The sequence below is a fragment of the Mycoplana sp. BE70 genome (assembly GCF_031455855.1).
In the GTDB taxonomy this organism is placed as follows: Bacteria; Pseudomonadota; Alphaproteobacteria; order Rhizobiales; family Rhizobiaceae; genus Mycoplana.
In genome coordinates, this window is the sequence record NZ_JAVDTM010000015.1 from 125,547 (window position 1) to 140,719 (window position 15,173).

General features: G+C 58.5%; 16 protein-coding genes and 1 pseudogene. 15 read left to right on the plus strand and 2 right to left on the minus strand.

Annotated elements, in window-relative coordinates; genetic code table 11:
- Positions 1–107 precede the first annotated feature (107 nt).
- From J2Y48_RS22925 to J2Y48_RS22980, 12 genes are all read left to right on the plus strand, one after another.
- On the plus strand, positions 108–1,526 hold the full coding sequence (locus tag J2Y48_RS22925; protein WP_310423109.1) for an amidase: 1,419 nt from the start codon (positions 108–110) through the stop codon (positions 1,524–1,526).
- 73 nt (positions 1,527–1,599) lie between these two features.
- Positions 1,600–2,778 (plus strand): M20/M25/M40 family metallo-hydrolase, encoded by a 1,179-nt coding sequence (locus tag J2Y48_RS22930; RefSeq protein WP_310423112.1) that lies wholly within the window; start codon positions 1,600–1,602, stop codon positions 2,776–2,778.
- Positions 2,779–2,868: 90 nt separating this feature from the next.
- Positions 2,869–3,528: a GntR family transcriptional regulator gene (locus J2Y48_RS22935; RefSeq protein ID WP_310423114.1), complete on the plus strand. Its 660-nt coding sequence runs from the start codon at positions 2,869–2,871 to the stop codon at positions 3,526–3,528.
- 198 nt (positions 3,529–3,726) lie between these two features.
- Positions 3,727–4,806: an ABC transporter ATP-binding protein gene (locus J2Y48_RS22940; RefSeq protein ID WP_310423117.1), complete on the plus strand. Its 1,080-nt coding sequence runs from the start codon at positions 3,727–3,729 to the stop codon at positions 4,804–4,806.
- A complete protein-coding gene (locus J2Y48_RS22945; protein ID WP_310423120.1) occupies positions 4,806–5,663 on the plus strand; it encodes an ABC transporter permease in 858 nt (285 codons plus the stop codon). The genes J2Y48_RS22940 and J2Y48_RS22945 overlap by 1 nt, the downstream gene beginning before the upstream one ends.
- Positions 5,663–6,469, plus strand: a complete 807-nt coding sequence (locus tag J2Y48_RS22950) for an ABC transporter permease (RefSeq protein ID WP_310423123.1) — start codon at positions 5,663–5,665, stop codon at positions 6,467–6,469. The genes J2Y48_RS22945 and J2Y48_RS22950 overlap by 1 nt, the downstream gene beginning before the upstream one ends.
- A gap of 69 nt (positions 6,470–6,538) precedes the next feature.
- A complete protein-coding gene (locus J2Y48_RS22955; RefSeq protein ID WP_310423126.1) occupies positions 6,539–6,886 on the plus strand; it encodes a RidA family protein in 348 nt (115 codons plus the stop codon).
- Between the two features lie 14 nt (positions 6,887–6,900).
- A complete protein-coding gene (locus tag J2Y48_RS22960; protein WP_310423129.1) occupies positions 6,901–8,184 on the plus strand; it encodes an FAD-dependent oxidoreductase in 1,284 nt (427 codons plus the stop codon).
- Entirely contained in the window at positions 8,184–8,879 is a 696-nt protein-coding gene (locus J2Y48_RS22965) for a DUF1028 domain-containing protein (protein ID WP_310423132.1), read from the plus strand. Before J2Y48_RS22960 ends, J2Y48_RS22965 begins: the two co-directional genes overlap by 1 nt.
- Positions 8,876–9,718 (plus strand): nitrilase-related carbon-nitrogen hydrolase, encoded by an 843-nt coding sequence (locus J2Y48_RS22970; RefSeq protein WP_405030291.1) that lies wholly within the window; start codon positions 8,876–8,878, stop codon positions 9,716–9,718. Before J2Y48_RS22965 ends, J2Y48_RS22970 begins: the two co-directional genes overlap by 4 nt.
- Positions 9,719–9,956: 238 nt before the next feature.
- Complete coding sequence (locus tag J2Y48_RS22975; protein ID WP_310423135.1) at positions 9,957–11,201, plus strand: NAD(P)/FAD-dependent oxidoreductase; 1,245 nt, start codon at positions 9,957–9,959, stop codon at positions 11,199–11,201.
- 194 nt (positions 11,202–11,395) lie between these two features.
- Entirely contained in the window at positions 11,396–11,905 is a 510-nt protein-coding gene (locus J2Y48_RS22980; RefSeq protein ID WP_310423138.1) for a tripartite tricarboxylate transporter TctB family protein, read from the plus strand.
- Between the two features lie 299 nt (positions 11,906–12,204).
- Here the strand turns inward: J2Y48_RS22980 and J2Y48_RS22985 are convergent, their stop codons facing one another.
- Together J2Y48_RS22985 and J2Y48_RS22990 are read right to left on the minus strand one after the other, a co-directional pair.
- Positions 12,205–12,627: a type II toxin-antitoxin system VapC family toxin gene (locus J2Y48_RS22985; protein WP_310423142.1), complete on the minus strand. Its 423-nt coding sequence runs from the start codon at positions 12,625–12,627 to the stop codon at positions 12,205–12,207.
- On the minus strand, positions 12,614–12,874 hold the full coding sequence (locus tag J2Y48_RS22990; protein WP_310423144.1) for a FitA-like ribbon-helix-helix domain-containing protein: 261 nt from the start codon (positions 12,872–12,874) through the stop codon (positions 12,614–12,616). Before J2Y48_RS22990 ends, J2Y48_RS22985 begins: the two co-directional genes overlap by 14 nt.
- 423 nt (positions 12,875–13,297) lie before the next feature.
- Between J2Y48_RS22990 and J2Y48_RS22995 the strand changes: the two genes are divergently transcribed.
- From J2Y48_RS22995 to J2Y48_RS23005, 3 genes and pseudogenes are all read left to right on the plus strand, one after another.
- Positions 13,298–13,576, plus strand: a complete 279-nt coding sequence (locus tag J2Y48_RS22995; RefSeq protein WP_310423149.1) for a type II toxin-antitoxin system Phd/YefM family antitoxin — start codon at positions 13,298–13,300, stop codon at positions 13,574–13,576.
- A pseudogene (locus tag J2Y48_RS23000) lies at positions 13,563–13,962 on the plus strand (plasmid maintenance toxin (PemK-like)); the annotation flags it as partial. The gene J2Y48_RS22995 and the pseudogene J2Y48_RS23000, both read left to right, overlap by 14 nt.
- 367 nt (positions 13,963–14,329) lie before the next feature.
- Positions 14,330–14,962 (plus strand): imm11 family protein, encoded by a 633-nt coding sequence (locus tag J2Y48_RS23005; RefSeq protein WP_310423150.1) that lies wholly within the window; start codon positions 14,330–14,332, stop codon positions 14,960–14,962.
- Positions 14,963–15,173 lie beyond the last annotated feature (211 nt).

The window sequence follows — 15,173 nt, forward strand, 5'->3', positions numbered from 1 at the left end:
TTGAGATCGATCAGGTGGTGAGAGCCACCTGATCTTCTTTCCGACAAAGCTTCAAATCAAGACAGTGGGCGGCTGGCTCGTCTCGCTGGCCGACCCCTTGCGAGCCCATGACACTGTCCACCCCGATCGCCGCCATCAGACTTCCCGAGCTCATTGCCAAACCGCTGGCTCAGGTCGCAAAAGCGGTCGCAAAAGGTGAGGTCAGCTCCGTCGCGCTTACACAACACTATCTTGAGCGGATCGCGCGGTTGAACCCGTCGCTTCGGGCCTACATCACAGTCACTGCTGAAACAGCCCTCGCGCAGGCAGACGCAGCCGACCGGGCATTGGCTGAGGGCAGGACGCTTGGGGTCTTGCATGGCGTACCCATTGCGCTCAAGGATCTATGCGAAACTGATTTCGCGCCGACGTCCAACGGCATGGCGATTTTTCGCGATCGCAATACCGGCAGCAATGCAGCGATGGTGGGCAATCTTCTGGCGGCGGGCGCGGTTATTCTCGGCAAATTGGCCATGGCCGAGGGTGCCTGTTCCACCCACCATCCGAAAATGCCAGTTCCGGTAAACCCGTGGGGCCCATTGTTTCGCGTTGGTTCATCCTCGTCGGGCTCGGGTGTTGCGGTCGCTGCCGGCCTCGCAGCCGCAGCCGTGGGCAGCGACACTGGCGGGTCAATCCGCTTCCCTTCAGCCTATTGCGGGATAACAGGGCTCAAGCCCAGCCGCGGCCTTGTCAGCACCGATGGCATTTGCGCCATGGCCCCCAGTCTCGACCATATCGGTCCAATGGCATCCAATGCGGAAGGCTGCGCTCTGCTGCTGAAAGCGATGTCGGGCCATGACAATACGCAACCGGCGCAAGAAAAAATGCGCCGCTTCGGCTACCTTCCGATCCTGCTCAATGATGGGCTCGACCCCGAGGTTGCGGCAACCTATCGCTGCCTGCTTGATACAGCCGAGCGTATGGGCCTCGATCTCATCGCCTGCGACCTGCCGGACATCCCCTATCTGCACGAAACGTGGGAGCGGATCTGCGCTAGGGAGACGGCGCTTGGCCATGCCACCACCTATCCCGCGAAGAGCCAAGACTATGGTCAGGCGCTCGCTACATTGATCGAAAAGGGATTGGGCTTGTCGGATGACGACTATGCTGGCGCCCTGAAGCGGCAGGCCGAGATTACCATCCTGTGGGAAAAGCTGTTCGAAGAGATCGACTGGCTGGCCCTGCCGGTTCATGCAGCTATTCCGCCCCTGCTTGATAATGCGCTTGGCGCACCAAACAGGAGCGTCGGCAATCCATTGGAATACACTTCGGCTGCCAATCTTACCGGCCTGCCTGCGCTTGCACTTTCTGCAAGTCGCGATTCCCGCGGTTGCCCGATCGGCATGCAGATCATGGCCCCGATGCACGCCGACTTCGCGTTGCTGGAACTGGGCAGCCGCCTGCAGTCAAACGGCCTCCTTCCGCTCTCGCTTCTGAATGGAGAGATAGCGGGAGGGTGCTGGAGCAGCCCGCAGGTCCAGAAATAGCACTTGTTAAGTTTTTTGTTGCAAATTGCGCACAGGTATGTTTGTATCCCTGTATACAAACTTGGAGGCTATCGTGACCCTGGCTAATGAGTTTCGCAGCGTTTTTGCGGATCGTCTTGATGCAATGCTTGCAGACATTGCCGAGCTCGTCGCTATTGAGGCGGGATCCTATGATATTGAAGGTGTGACCCGCACATCACGCTGGATCGGCGAACGGTTGCAGGCGCTTGGCTTTGAGCTGCACTATGAGCGGGTGCACGAGCGCGGAGATCGCTTGCTGGCAGTACGCAACGGTGATGGCAAGGGTCGCTTGATGATCCTCGGCCATGCCGATACCGTTTGGCCGCGCGGCACTCTCGAGAACTGGCCTTTCGAGATCAAGGGCGAGCTTGCAACCGGCCCCGGCGTTGGTGACATGCGAGGCGGGCTTGTGTTGGCCGTCAATGCCATTGATGTTGCTTCAAAGGCGCGCCTCGCCGAGTTTGAAGAGATCAAGTTCCTTGTCGTCAGCGATGAAGAGCTCGGGAGTCCGCTCTCGCGCGGTTGGATCGAGGAGCACGCGAAGACCTCCGATTGGGTCCTGACCCTTGAGCCTGGTCGCCCCGGCGGTGGTTATTTTACCTCTCGCGGTGCTGTTGGTGCCTTCTTTATTGAGGCGACCGGGCAGACCGCGCATGCGGCAGCCAACTATCTCAAGGGCGCTTCCGCGATTCGTCCTCTTGCCATCCTCGTGCCCCAGATCGAGGCACTGACGAATCTCGAAAATGGCACCATCGTCAACGTCGGCGTGTTCCAGGGTGGCGATGCCCGGCAGGTCATTCCGGGCCACGCTAAGCTCCACGTTGATATGCGCGCTCGAACGCCTGACGAAGCTGAGAAGCTGCAAAAGGAAGTGGAGCGTCTGATTGCCGAGGTTTCGACCGACCGGGTTCGGGTGGTTCTGTCTGGTGGCTGGACGCGGCCTGCCTGGGCCTGCACGCCCGAGACCAAGGAGCTTTACGACATCGTTGCCAAGGCTTCCGAGAATATCGGCGCGCCCTGCTTTGAACTCACCAATATCTCAGGCGGCTCCGACGCGAGCTTCTGCGGCGCGCTCGGTGTGCCGACGATCGACGGCCTTGGTCCGATCTGCAACGACATCTGCTCTCGCGATGAAACGATTGTCGTTGACAGTCTCGTGGGGCGCGGCGCGGTATTTTCGACGCTGATCGCTGATCTCTCCAAGAACGGGAAGGTCCGGGACAAGGGATAACGTACAAACTAGTTGTCTGGGGACTGGCAGTCAACTTTTGATCGCGGCATAACCAAGGCATGTCAGTGAATATTATGGAAGCGAGATATCATGGATGCCGATGGAATTGACGATCTGGTTGGATTCCGGCTGGCTGCGGTTAGCTCTGCCGATGCTGTTTATGAGCTGTTGCGGTCGCTTATTCTGGATGGGAAGATCGAGGCGGGGCAGCGTTTGCGAGAAGTCGAGGTGGCCCAGCGGCTCGGGGTCAGCCGCACGCCCCTGCGCGAAGCCTTTACGCGGCTTATCTCCAACAGGCTGCTTGTGCGAACGTCTTCTGGTGTCGTTGTCGCGGATGTGAAGTCTGCGCTTAAGGGTATCCGTGCGATCAGAATTGCACTTGAGGGTTACGCGACGAGGCTCGCGGTGCCCCACCTCAACGAGGAAGACTTCAAGGTTCTTGAGGAGTCGATCAAATTGGCGCTAGCGCTGCCGGAAGAGGCACGCACCGAGCGCGTGCGCAACAACAATGTATTTCACGGGAGGATCTACAATGCATGCGGAGTTCCCGAACTACAGTCCGCGATAGACAACTACGCCGGCTTTTTCATGAGTGAAGCAAATCTTTCCGCTCTCAGCCGGGCGCAATCGCAGGAAGTGATCCAGGATCACGTCAAGCTTCTCGAGGCAATCAAAGCGCGGGATGCGGAGGGGGCCGAGCAATTGATGAGAGCTCACCTGATCCGCGGTTTCAATCAACCAGTGGGATAGAAATGAAGGACAGTGCGTATCATCCGATAGCATGTGCCATGCTTGGCAATTTCTGTCGGACCCGGATCGAGACGGTCCGGTGAACCACGCGCTTCTACGGTAGCGCGCTGACAGTTCCCCCAATTCAAATTCGACCGAATGTTCGAGCGGCCGGCCGCTCGAGCACTCCCCCAATTCTTCTCTGATGGAATGGCGACCATGAAACATCTGCAGAGCAGTACTTTGCAACTCAGGAATCTGACCAAGCGGTACAGCTCGTTCGTGGCGTTACGCGACCTCGATCTGGACGTGCCGAGCGGATCGCTCCTGACTCTTCTTGGACCATCCGGTTGCGGCAAGACCACCGTTCTCCGAATGATCGCGGGCTTTCTCAATGTGACATCCGGCGAGATCCTCGTCGATGGCAAGGACATCAGCAGGGTGGAGCCGAACTTTCGTGACATCGGCATGGTTTTCCAGAACTATGCCCTGTTCCCGCATATGACCGTCGAATCGAACGTTGCGTTCGGCCTCAAGATGCGCGGCGTATCAAGGCAAGAGCAGGTGACCCGCGTGCGCGAAGCGCTCGAGATGGTCCAGCTAACGCATCTGGCGGACCGCTATCCCAGCCAGTTATCCGGTGGCCAGCAGCAGCGCGTTGCCCTCGCGCGTGCCGTGGTCATCAAGCCCAAGCTCTTGCTTCTCGATGAGCCGCTTGGCGCTCTCGACCGGCACCTTCGCGAAGGGCTGCAGTCTGAGCTGCGCGAGCTTCAGCAGAAACTGGGCATCACATCGATCCTTGTGACGCACGATCAGGAAGAGGCTCTCTACCTCTCTGACTATATCGCCGTCATGAACCAAGGCCGCATTGAGCAGCTTGATTCTCCGATCGCGCTCTATGATCGACCCAGGAGCGAATTCGTCGCCAGGTTCCTCGGCGTGCCCAATATCTTTGATGCAAAAATTGTCGCCAGCAACGGCAGAGAGGCAACCCTATCGGTGGGCGGGCAGCTGATTTTTGTCAATGACGCCGAAGGCCAATCCGCAGGCGCAGATTGCAAGGTTTCGATCCGTCCCTCCCATATCGAGGTTGTCGGCGCCGATGATCCGCGAGAAGGGATCGCCGGAACCGTCAAGAACATGCACGAACTTGGCGAGCGGGTGGTCTATCGTACTGAGGTCAACGGCCTCCTGATCGAGGCCAATGCTCCGCGCAACAACAACCGTGACCGGTACGCCATCGGGAAGTCAGTCAAGCTGATCCTCGATCCGGCCCAGACAATTCTGTTGAGGGCATGATGGAGGCAACCAACGATCGCACGAAGTATCTGATTGCGCCTGCGCTGATTATCGGCCTCTTTATCGTTGCAGCGTACAGCTACTTCGGTCTCTCGAGCTTTTTCGTAAAGGGCCCTCCGGGATCGCAGTTCGTCGGGGCGTTCACACTCGACAATTATTGGCGCGTATTGTTCACCGGGACGAACCAGTCGGTGCTCGTAAGCACGCTCGGGGCTTCCTTTGTGATCTCGGTGATTACCGTCGCCATTTCCATTCCGATGGCGATGGCGATTGTGCGTTCCAAGCGACCGTGGATTGGCACCTTGATCATGCTCGCCATCGCCGTCACATTCCTGTCCGGTGGTGTGACGCGCGCATATTCCTGGCTTATTCTTCTGGGAAACAAGGGACTGATCAACCTCAGCCTGGTTGGGCTTGGCGTCATCGATAGGCCGATCCGGTTTCTCTACAACTGGTCCGGGGTTGGCATCGCAATCACCCATTACCTGCTGCCCTTCGCCGTCTTTACGCTCATCGGCGTCGTCCAGAACCTCAACGTTTCGGTCGAGGAAGCAGCGCGCAGCCTTGGCGCCAGCCGCACGACGACATTCTGGCGCATCACCATGCCGATGATGTTGCCGGGGCTCATGGTAACGCTGGTTCTCGTCTATTCAATCGCGCTTGCCTCATTCCTCTTCCCGTTGGTTCTGGGCGGCGGAAAAGTCCGGATGATCGCCAATCAGATCTATGACCGCATGTTCACCGAATATGATGTTCCATATGCCGCTGCTACTGCCGTCGTATTCCTCGTCAGTGCGTTCGCGTCGATCTGGCTGATCAACTTCATTGCCAAGAAAATCAAGAAGGCCGTTTCGTGATGTTTAGGCGTGATCTCGAAGCAAAGTTCGGCATCGTCGCTACTACCCTGGCGACAATCGCGGTCATCTTCCTGTTGCTGCCAGTGGTGTTCGTCGTGCTCCATTCGTTCAGCCCGACGCGCTATTTCCAGTGGCCGCCGACCGGGTTCTCGCTCGAATGGCACAAGAACTTCTACAGTTCGTCCATGTTCATGGATGCCGCGAAGAACTCGTTCACGATGGCCCTCATTGTAACGCCGCTGAGCCTTTTGATCGGCATTCCGGCCAGCTACGCGCTGGTGCGGGCCAATTTCAGCGGCAAGGAGCTGATCCAGCAGATCATTCTGTCGCCGCTGATCATCCCCGGCGTCGTGACGGGTGTCTCCCTGCTCTCACTGCTGTCGGCGGGCGGGATCCGTATTGGTCTGTTTGGCCTCTGCCTTGGCATGCTGGTCTTCGCACTGCCGTTTGCCATCCGTGCACTTTCAGCCAATCTGCTTGGACTTGATCCACGGATCGAAGAGGCGGCGCGCAACCTCGGCGCCGGGGTCTTCCGCACCTTCTTTGTCATTGTGCTTCCGCAGTTGAAGTCGGGAATTCTTGCCGCATCGGTGTTCATCTTCGTTGAGGCGCTCGACAACTTTTCAATCGCGGTGTTCCTGACCAATGACCACACCAAGGTGCTGCCGGTCGCGGCCTATCAGTACATCAAGGATTTCGACGATCCGACGGTTGCAGCCATGGCTACGGCACTGATCGGGCTCTCGGTGATTGCGGTCGCGTTGCTTGAAAAGCTCATGGGTTTCCAGAAGAGCCTGAGGCTCTAGCCTCAGGTCTTCCCGGAGAAGTTCTATAAATCAAAGGCCCTAAGGCGGCCGGAAAATTGGTGAAGTAGTATGATTGATGTAGTTCGCATTGAACGACTGAAGCGCACCTCGATGGTCTCCATCCACAACGGCATCGCCTATGTGGCGGGCATGTGCGGCAACAAGGGCGAGTCCATCCAGGACCAGACCCGTGTTGCGCTGCAAAAGGTTGACCGCTGGCTCAAGGAAGCCGGAACCGACAAGTCCAGGATTCTGCGCGCCACTGTCTGGATTTCCGACCAGAAGCATTTCGACGTCATGAATGAAGTTTGGGAAGAGTGGGTTGACCCGGAAAATCAGCCATCGCGCGCTGCCGGTGTCGTGCCGCCTGCGGCTCAAGGCTACGATGTCGAGATCATCGTCACTGCGGCAATCTGAGGGAACTGCCTCAAATGCAGACCAACAACAGCGGCAAGCTTTCCGTTGCAGTGATTGGCGCCGGCGTCGTGGGCCTTTCCACGGCGCTCTGGCTGCAGAAGAAGGGCTTGGATGTGGTCCTCGTTGACCCTACACCACCCTTGCAGGGCGTTTCGTTCCGCAACGCGGCGTCATTTGGCAATGCGGCGACGGTTGCGCCATCGGGAATCTTTCCCACTGCTGCTCCGGGTATTCTCTCGAAGGTTCCTGGAATGTTGTTGCGTCGCGACGGGCCGCTGACGCTCTATTGGCGTGATCTTCTCGATCTTACCCCATGGCTCGCGGCCTTCCTTACCGCTTCACTGCGCCGCCGGCAGAACGGGACCATCTCGGCGCTTGCCTCGCTGATGCGCGTGCTGGAAGAGGGCCATGCGCCCCTGATGGAAGAAGTCGGTGGCATTCGGCTCGGCCGCGGCAAGGGTTCCATTCACCTGTACCGTACGGAGGAAGAAGCCAAGGGCGCCAAGAGGTCCAATGAGCGTCGACGCGCTGAGGGCATCGAAGCGCAGTACCTGTCGCGTGACGAAATAGCTTACTTGGAGCCTAATCTCGCGCCGGGCTATGTTGGGGGAACGATTTTCCCCGGCTGCTTTGTCGTCGACAGCCCCGAGGCTTATTGCCGAAGTCTCGCCGCGGCAATCCAGAAGCGCGGCGGCCGTTTCGTTACGGCCAATGCCGAGCGGATCGAAAGCGGCTCCGATGGCGTGCGCGTCCATGCGGGCGGCCAGTTCATCACGGCCGACCGCCTCGTCATTTCGGCCGGTGCCTGGTCGCGCGGCCTGTCCAGGCAGGTTGGCGATCGCCTCAACATGAATACCGAGCGCGGTTACCACGTCGCTTTCGCGCGCGATGAGCCGCTGCTGACGCACCCGGTCATGTATCCCTCGGACGGGTTCTTCCTCACCCCGCTGTCGCATCAAATCCGCGCGGCGGGCACGGTGGACCTGGGCGGGCTCGACAAGCCTGCGCGCCAGTCGCGTCTAAATGTGCTTGAGAAGAAGGCCAGGCAGATGTTGCCCGCACTGGGCGAGCGTCAGGATACTTGGATGGGTTTCCGTCCCTCAACGCCGGACAGCCTACCTTTCATCGGCCCGTCGCCCAAGGATCCGCGCGTCATCTATGCCTGTGGTCACGGCCATCTGGGCCTGACGCTCGGCGGCATCACCGGCAAACTCGTATCAGAGGTCATGACGGGCGAGAAACCGAGCGTTGATCTCTCACCGTTCTCCCCGGCCAGAGCCATGTTGAGGCTGAACTGATGACTTTTTCGATCGCTCTTCGCTGTGCGAAAACGGGGCAATTCGGAATTGCCGGTGCGGCCTCATCGATGGCCATGGGCGCACGTTGCCTGTTCGTCAATCATGACGCCGGCGCTGTCATTACCCAGCACCGTACCGACCCACGTCTGGGCCCGTTGGCGCTGCGCCACCTTCGGCACGGGCTTTCCGCCCAGGAAACGCTCGACAAGATCGCAACTGCGCCCGGCATTGAGTGGCGCGAGCTTGCAATCGTCGATCGCAACGGGGCGACTGCGTTGCGGCAGGGCACCAATCAGGAGCCGATCCATGCGAACGCATCCGCTCCGGGGATCGTGGCCGTTGGCAATATCCTGAGGAACGACAGGGTGCCGGCGGCAATGGTGGCGGCAGCGCTTGAAACAAGCGGCAAGACAATCGCTGAGAGGTTGCTGGCTGCGCTTGATGCCGCGCTCGAAGCAGGCGGCGAGATCTTCCCCTTGTGCTCGGCTGCGCTGAAGGTCGCCGAGTACCCGGGTTTCTGTTCGGTTGACCTTCGCGTCGATCGCGGGGCGGAGCCTTTGGGTGAGTTGCGCCGCCTCTGGGAGGGCTATGAGCCGCAAATGGCCACCTTCGTCGAGCGTGTCCTGGACCCGGATACCGGTGGACGCGCAACCAACTCACTGGAAATTCTCTCATCTGAGGAGTCGAGACAATGAGAATCGCCGCAGTCCAAACGTTGATGGGTTTGTCGCCGGGCGTCACTGTGCCTGCAGCGGAAGCGGCGATGGAAACGGCAATGCAGGCGGCGGACCGGCCGGACTTCCTTATTCTCCCGGAGTATTTCAGCTATTACGGCCTCGACCAGAAGCACTCGGTCGAGCTTGCCCAGCCTCTGCATGAAACGCCCGCTTTTCGGATGGCGAAGGCCTTTGCCAAGCGCCACAAGGTCGGGCTCCAGGCCGGGACGATCCTTGCCAAGGTTCCCGGTGAAGAGCGTGTCGAGAACATCTCGGTCGTCTTTGACCGGCAGGGCGAGGAGATCGCCGTGTACCGGAAAATTCATTTGTTTGACATGGGCGACCTGGGCAGCGGTGCCTTCCGCGAATCCAACTATATCAAGCCAGGCGAGGCGATCGTCACCTGGGAGTTCGAGGGCTTAACCTTCGGCACGGCCATCTGCTTTGACGTCCGGTTCCCCGAGCTCTTCCGCGCGCTGCGGCTTAAGGGCGCCGAGGTCATCACGCTGCCGGCAGCCTACACCATGGTCACCGGGGAGGCGCACTGGGAACTTCTGGCGCGTGCGCGTGCCGCTGAAACACAGTGCCATTTCATTGCCTGCGGCCTTGGCGGCACCGTGGTTGTCGATGGTCAGGAAAAGGGCTGCTACGGCCATTCCGTCATCGTTGACGCCTGGGGGAAGGTCGTGGCGCGCGCCGGTCAAGGCGCCGAAATCATCTCAGCTAAATTGGATATGGAGAACCTCCACTCAGTTCGCAACAACATGCCGGTCATGAAGCAGCGTCGCCTCACGGGTGATGCGGTCACAGGTTTCTAGAGAATTCCAGACAAGTGGATGCCGGTTTTCGTCAGGAGTTGTTAAAAGAATAACAACTCGGATCATTTCAGCGTTTCCATGAATCACTGAAATGATCTGACGCTCAACTCAATAGCACTGGATTTTATCTGCCGCGATCCCTGAACGGTGCGGCGGGAGAGCGGATCTTTGCGCGCTTTTTTCCAGGCGACTGACATCACGGTTAGGGGCTACTCCCCTGAGAAAGGTTTAAGAGACAATGGAAAAGGTTAATACGGTAGTCGTGGGTGCGGGCCAGGCTGGCCTGTCGATGAGCGAGCACCTGAGCAATGCCAATATCAGCCACGTCGTTCTCGAAAAGGGACGCGTGGCCGAAAGCTGGCGCTCGCAGCGCTGGGACTCGCTGCGCGCCAACGGTCCGGCATGGCACGACCGGCTGCCGAGCATGCGGATCCCCGATATCGAGCAGGACGTTTTCACGCCTAAGGAGAAGCTGGTCGACTATCTCGCGAACTTTGCCGAGAAGATCAACGCACCGGTTCGCACCGGCGCCACTGTGCAGTCGGTTAAGAAGCTGCCCAAAAAGCAGGGCTTTCTCGTCTCCACTACGGCGGGTGATTTCGAGGCCATCAACGTGATTGCGGCGACCGGCCCGTTCCAGGTTCCGGTTACCCCCAGGATCGTCCCCGAAACGGCCGGCGTAGTGCAGATGCATTCGGTCGGCTACAAGAACCCGAGCCAGCTGCCAGAAGGCGCAGTGCTTGTCGTTGGCGCGGGCGCGTCAGGCGGCCAGATCGCTGAAGAACTGGTTGATACCGGCCGCAAGGTCTATCTGTCGCTGGGCCGTCATATACGCCCGCCACGCTTCTATCGCCAACGGGAAGGCGCATACTGGACCGGCGTGCTTGGCCGCTGGGATACGGTCAATCGTGACAAGAATGTCCAGCACATCGCTCTGGCCATCAGCGGCGTCCATACCAAAATGCCGATCGACTACCGTCTGCTGGCCTCAAAGGGAGCGATTCTAGTTGGCCGCACCGCAGGTTACAGCGATGGAAAGCTCACCTTCGCGGATGACCTCGCCAGGAACATCGAGGAAGGCAACCAGAGCTACCTCGATACGCTCGACCTGATCGACAGGCATATCGAGTATAACGGGCTCGACCTGCCGGTGTCCCCGGACGCACGCAACCTGCTTCCGGTCACCGAATACGAAAAGAACCCGATCCGCGAGCTTGATCTGGCCGACGCCAGCATCACGTCGATCATCTGGGCTTCGGGCTTCAGGCGCGACTATAGCTGGCTTGAGCTGGACATCTTCGATGAGGACGGCGATCCGGTCCACGAATCTGGTGTTTCCAAGGAGCCAGGCATCTATTTCCTGGGTCTGCCATTCCAGACGCGCCGGCGGTCCAGCTTCCTGTTCGGCGTCTGGTATGACGCGAAATACATCTCCGACTACATTGCCATGATGCAGGCGTATCACGATAAGTATAACACTTAATACCTGCTTATTTCTGGCGTTCTCTTGCGATTACTGGCCTCGAGAGAACGCCCTATATACCTCAGTCTCTGAATCGCCCAGACGGGGTCGAGCGATATTTCGCGAACGGCCTGAGACGATGCTGATGCTGGGAGGCCTTTCGCACAAGGCGAAGCTCCGAGAATTCGATCGTGTACCGAAGGAGTGGCGTAGCTTTGGAGCGTATCGTGCTTTCCGGGCGAGGCTGGGAACGGTCAGCTTGCCGCAGCCGGCAGGCTGATGAGCGATACCGCTTTTGCCGCGGCAGCGGGAATGTTGACGTCGAGAGCGGCGTCTTCTTTACGGCGGCGGGCGCAGTCACCCTGCTGCTTTCGACGAACTATTCATTCGGGTCGGCTGCACGTATGGGCCCGGGCTTTTTCCCGATCATCCTCAGCGCCTTGCTGATGCTGCTCGGCCTCGCGTTCCTGTTTTCCGGCTTACTGGTCGGTTCCAAGCACATGCACCCAGCTTCCGCCCTCAAAGCCGATGGGAGGCAAGAACTTGTCGGTGACGCTGAATTCGTGGGCGAGACGCCAAGCAATGAAGGCCCCAGGACCGACAACAGGATCAGCCCGAAGAAGACGATAAAGCCTATGCGAAACTCGGTCGTTCTCCAGGCATTGATGAACATTGTCGCCGAAAGCGAACGCTTACTACGGAGGGGGATGGGGCGACAGAGGTAGTGGAGACAAGCTCGGGCACGACTTCAGTGATGCAGTGCTAGGTGATGGCATCAGGCTATGGGATCGGCTGATTGGCGCGGGCCTCGCGACCTAGGAAAGTGCTCGTCCGCAGCGACGACGTGCAGGTCAATAATTAATACATTGTCTGCTGAGAAGGTTCGGCCATCCTCTCCGCCACTTGCCCTTGGGGTCTAGGAACGATGAAAGGTGAGGCCTCCAGCGAGCAGCGCGTCGACAATTGCCTGGCCAAGTTGCTCTACGAGAGCGCGTCTGGTGCCGGATTTTGGCGATCCGCAATGTCAGCGAAGCGCCCACGGATTGATGATGGTCAGGCCGAGTTCCTCGAAATCGGCGACATTACGGGTCGCCAGTGCGGCGCCGCGTGAAAGCGCGATGGCGGCAATCTGCGCATCGAACTGGCTGATCGGCCGGCCATTTTTGCGTCGATCCGTGGCGATGGTGCCATAGACATCCGCAGCCTCGCGGTCGAATGGCAGCACACGCCCGGCGAGATCGTCGGAAAAGATTGGAAGAATGGCTGCTTCGAGGTCGCGCCGGCGTCGACCGTCGGGAAGTAAACGCAGGCCGTGGAGAATTTCGGCCTCGGTGACCGCCGTGGTGAAGATTTGACCGGAACGCTGCTCAGCCAGCCAGTCCACGACACATGGCGTGGGCTTTGGAAGCAGCAATTCCGATATGACGTTCGTATCAAGAACGATCATGGTGGCTGAAATCCGGTGCGTCGCGGATCGGCTCGCGGGCGGGAATATCCAATGTCACGCCGCCGAGTGGCTGCAGTCGGGCGCTAATGGCGCTGGCGAGGTTTCCCGGTGCCGGCTCCTGGAGAGCGAGGACCGACTTCAGAATATCGCGCGCCTCATCTTCCATGGACCGGCCGTGCGTTGCCGCCCGAATACGAAGCTTCTGCTTAAGTCGGTCATCGATGTTGCGAATGGTCATGCTAGCCATCGGAATCCCCAATCATCAATGATTGCATATAATGCATTGCAGGGAGAACCTCAAGGCGGGTCAGTGGCTGGCACTCCTTAATATGAAACCGGGAGGTGCTAAAGTCCGGCGGGTGAGCGGTGAAGCGGCGGCTCGGCTGACATTTCCCCCGAGAGAACGGTTACTTCATCTCTGCTGAAGTCTCCGGCGCACAGAGAAGTGACTTTTGGTGCCGCCGGTATGCTTTTGCCCGCCGGAATGTCCAGCCGCCCTGCAGTGTGGCTGAATGGGGTGGATCTCGATGTCGGGGGGACGCCAGGTCAGACACCGCCCCACAGGATCGCCGGATGCCATCACTGCCGAGGAACGACAACATATTGCGTTAGTTAGACACCTTGAATTGATCCGGAAAATACGTATTTTACGGAAAACTGGAGGTGCAGAATGACATCCACCGTGACCGCCGCCGCCGTCTCGAAGAATTTTGGCGCCTATCAAGACGCTGCTGTGCGTGAGCCGGTCATTATCACGAAGAATGGCCGTCCACGCACGGTGCTCATTGCCTATGAGGACTATCTTCGCTTGGCCAGGCGTGACCGCCGCGTTGACGCCACGACGGCTTTGAGCGACGCCGACATCGCCGCAGTCGAGCAAGCCGAAATGGAACCGGGTCTCGATCATCTCAATGCCGAACTGCTGACGGACAAGAATGCTGCCGACTGAATCGAAGGTTGGCTGGATTTTCCGCTATTCCTATCTGTGGCATTGGCAGTATCTGGAGGGACGCGAGGAGGGAGACAAGGATCGCCCGGCGCTCGTTCTGGCTATCGTTGCCGCCCTGGACGACGGGACGTCGGTAGTCCGGGTTTTGCCGATCACGCATTCGCCGCCGTCCGATCCAACTGCCGCCATAGAGATCCCGGCAGCAACGAAGCGACGCCTCGGCCTTGATGATGAGCGCTCCTGGATCGTCCTGACGGAAAGCAACCGCTTCGTCTGGCCTGGGCCGGACATCCGCCCGATCGACACGGACAGTGGCTATGTTCGACGAGGTCAAACGCCGCTTTCTCGCGCTGGCGCGCAGCCAGCGGCATCGGGTGACCCCGCGCCCGGCGTTCCAGCGCCGTGGCGATATGATCGATCTTCGGCTCCGGATGGCGATCGAGCCGCGCCGCGCCGTAGGACCTGCAGGAACGACCGGAGGCTCTTACAGAGCTGCCCAGGCGGCATTGGCAGGCGCGGCAATTGGCGGCATGGTTGGCGTCGGCATAAGTGAAGGTTTGAACCTGCGACGGGGTGCCGTTGTAGGCTTCGAGCAGCTGGCTCCAAAGGTCGTAGGAATAGACGAAGTTGTAGCCGGGATCGGTGGCCAGCTTGGTGATCCGTCCGGTGTGTCGCGCGCAAAGGCACTGTAGAAAATGTTCGCGTCGGTGGTGGCCTCTCCCTCCACCGTGCTGCGACTTGGAGAGCGGTCGTATGAAGCTGAATCGAGCTGGCCGACACAAGGGAGAATCAGTATGGATTCTCAGTCACGGCCGCGAATTGGTAGGAAGTACCGGTGAAATACTGGTGACAGATTACAACAAATCCACCGCTGAGGTGGTGGATTTGTGGGCGCCGGAGAGGTTTTCCCTTCCTGGGAGGCTAGTCTACACATTGAAGCGAAAGCCTTTGTCTAGGCTTGATGGGTACGATATTTATCCAGGGCAATCTTCGGCTCCAATTGTCACTGAAAGACTCAAATGTGCACTTGAGGCGTTTTGTGAGCCAGAGGAAGTCGCCTTTCGCGAATGCGAAATTGTCAATGACCGTGGAGAGCGGCGGATAGCTTGGAATATATATCCGACGCAGGTCAAGCCGTGTGTCGATAGAAGTCTTTCCCTTGCCGTGTGGGGTCATTCAACGCAGAAGCCAGGGGTGAGTTGGATAGAGGAAGCTGAGAAGGTTGTTTTCCTGAAGGAATGTTTAGGAATGGCTAATATGGTCCGTGTTGATGAATATCCAAATTGGATTGCTTTCTCCACTCGCCTAAAAGAGATTATTGAAGCTTTCAATTCAAAAGGTATCGACTTTAGGAGCGATTCTATTGAAATACTTTCGATTACCTAGTGAAGTATTCTGCATTGGTTTTCGCGGCGAGGTCTGGATATTCTCGTCATAGTTCCCTAGAGCGGCAATATTGAGGATAGCGCTCGACGGTTCCATAAGCTAGATTACGCGACTAGCATATGTAGCCGGGTACATTCTATTTCCAAGTGCGACATGCCAATAAAAACAATGGTTTCGCATTGGAGATATTTCTCGTGTCGCTTTGCTATTC

Bases quoted from the DNA above. Each gene is read 5' to 3' on its own strand.
- J2Y48_RS22925 (WP_310423109.1), top strand. From the start codon at position 108: ATGACACTGTCCACCCCGATCGCCGCCATCAGACTTCCCGAGCTCATT.
- J2Y48_RS22935 (WP_310423114.1), top strand. From the start codon at position 2,869: ATGGATGCCGATGGAATTGACGATCTGGTTGGATTCCGGCTGGCTGCG.
- J2Y48_RS22940 (WP_310423117.1), top strand. From the start codon at position 3,727: ATGAAACATCTGCAGAGCAGTACTTTGCAACTCAGGAATCTGACCAAG.
- J2Y48_RS22945 (WP_310423120.1), top strand. From the start codon at position 4,806: ATGGAGGCAACCAACGATCGCACGAAGTATCTGATTGCGCCTGCGCTG.
- J2Y48_RS22950 (WP_310423123.1), top strand. From the start codon at position 5,663: ATGTTTAGGCGTGATCTCGAAGCAAAGTTCGGCATCGTCGCTACTACC.
- J2Y48_RS22955 (WP_310423126.1), top strand. From the start codon at position 6,539: ATGATTGATGTAGTTCGCATTGAACGACTGAAGCGCACCTCGATGGTC.
- J2Y48_RS22960 (WP_310423129.1), top strand. From the start codon at position 6,901: ATGCAGACCAACAACAGCGGCAAGCTTTCCGTTGCAGTGATTGGCGCC.
- J2Y48_RS22965 (WP_310423132.1), top strand. From the start codon at position 8,184: ATGACTTTTTCGATCGCTCTTCGCTGTGCGAAAACGGGGCAATTCGGA.
- J2Y48_RS22970 (WP_405030291.1), top strand. From the start codon at position 8,876: ATGAGAATCGCCGCAGTCCAAACGTTGATGGGTTTGTCGCCGGGCGTC.
- J2Y48_RS22975 (WP_310423135.1), top strand. From the start codon at position 9,957: ATGGAAAAGGTTAATACGGTAGTCGTGGGTGCGGGCCAGGCTGGCCTG.
- J2Y48_RS22985 (WP_310423142.1), bottom strand. From the start codon at position 12,627: ATGATCGTTCTTGATACGAACGTCATATCGGAATTGCTGCTTCCAAAG.
- J2Y48_RS22990 (WP_310423144.1), bottom strand. From the start codon at position 12,874: ATGGCTAGCATGACCATTCGCAACATCGATGACCGACTTAAGCAGAAG.
- J2Y48_RS22995 (WP_310423149.1), top strand. From the start codon at position 13,298: ATGACATCCACCGTGACCGCCGCCGCCGTCTCGAAGAATTTTGGCGCC.
- J2Y48_RS23005 (WP_310423150.1), top strand. From the start codon at position 14,330: ATGAAGCTGAATCGAGCTGGCCGACACAAGGGAGAATCAGTATGGATT.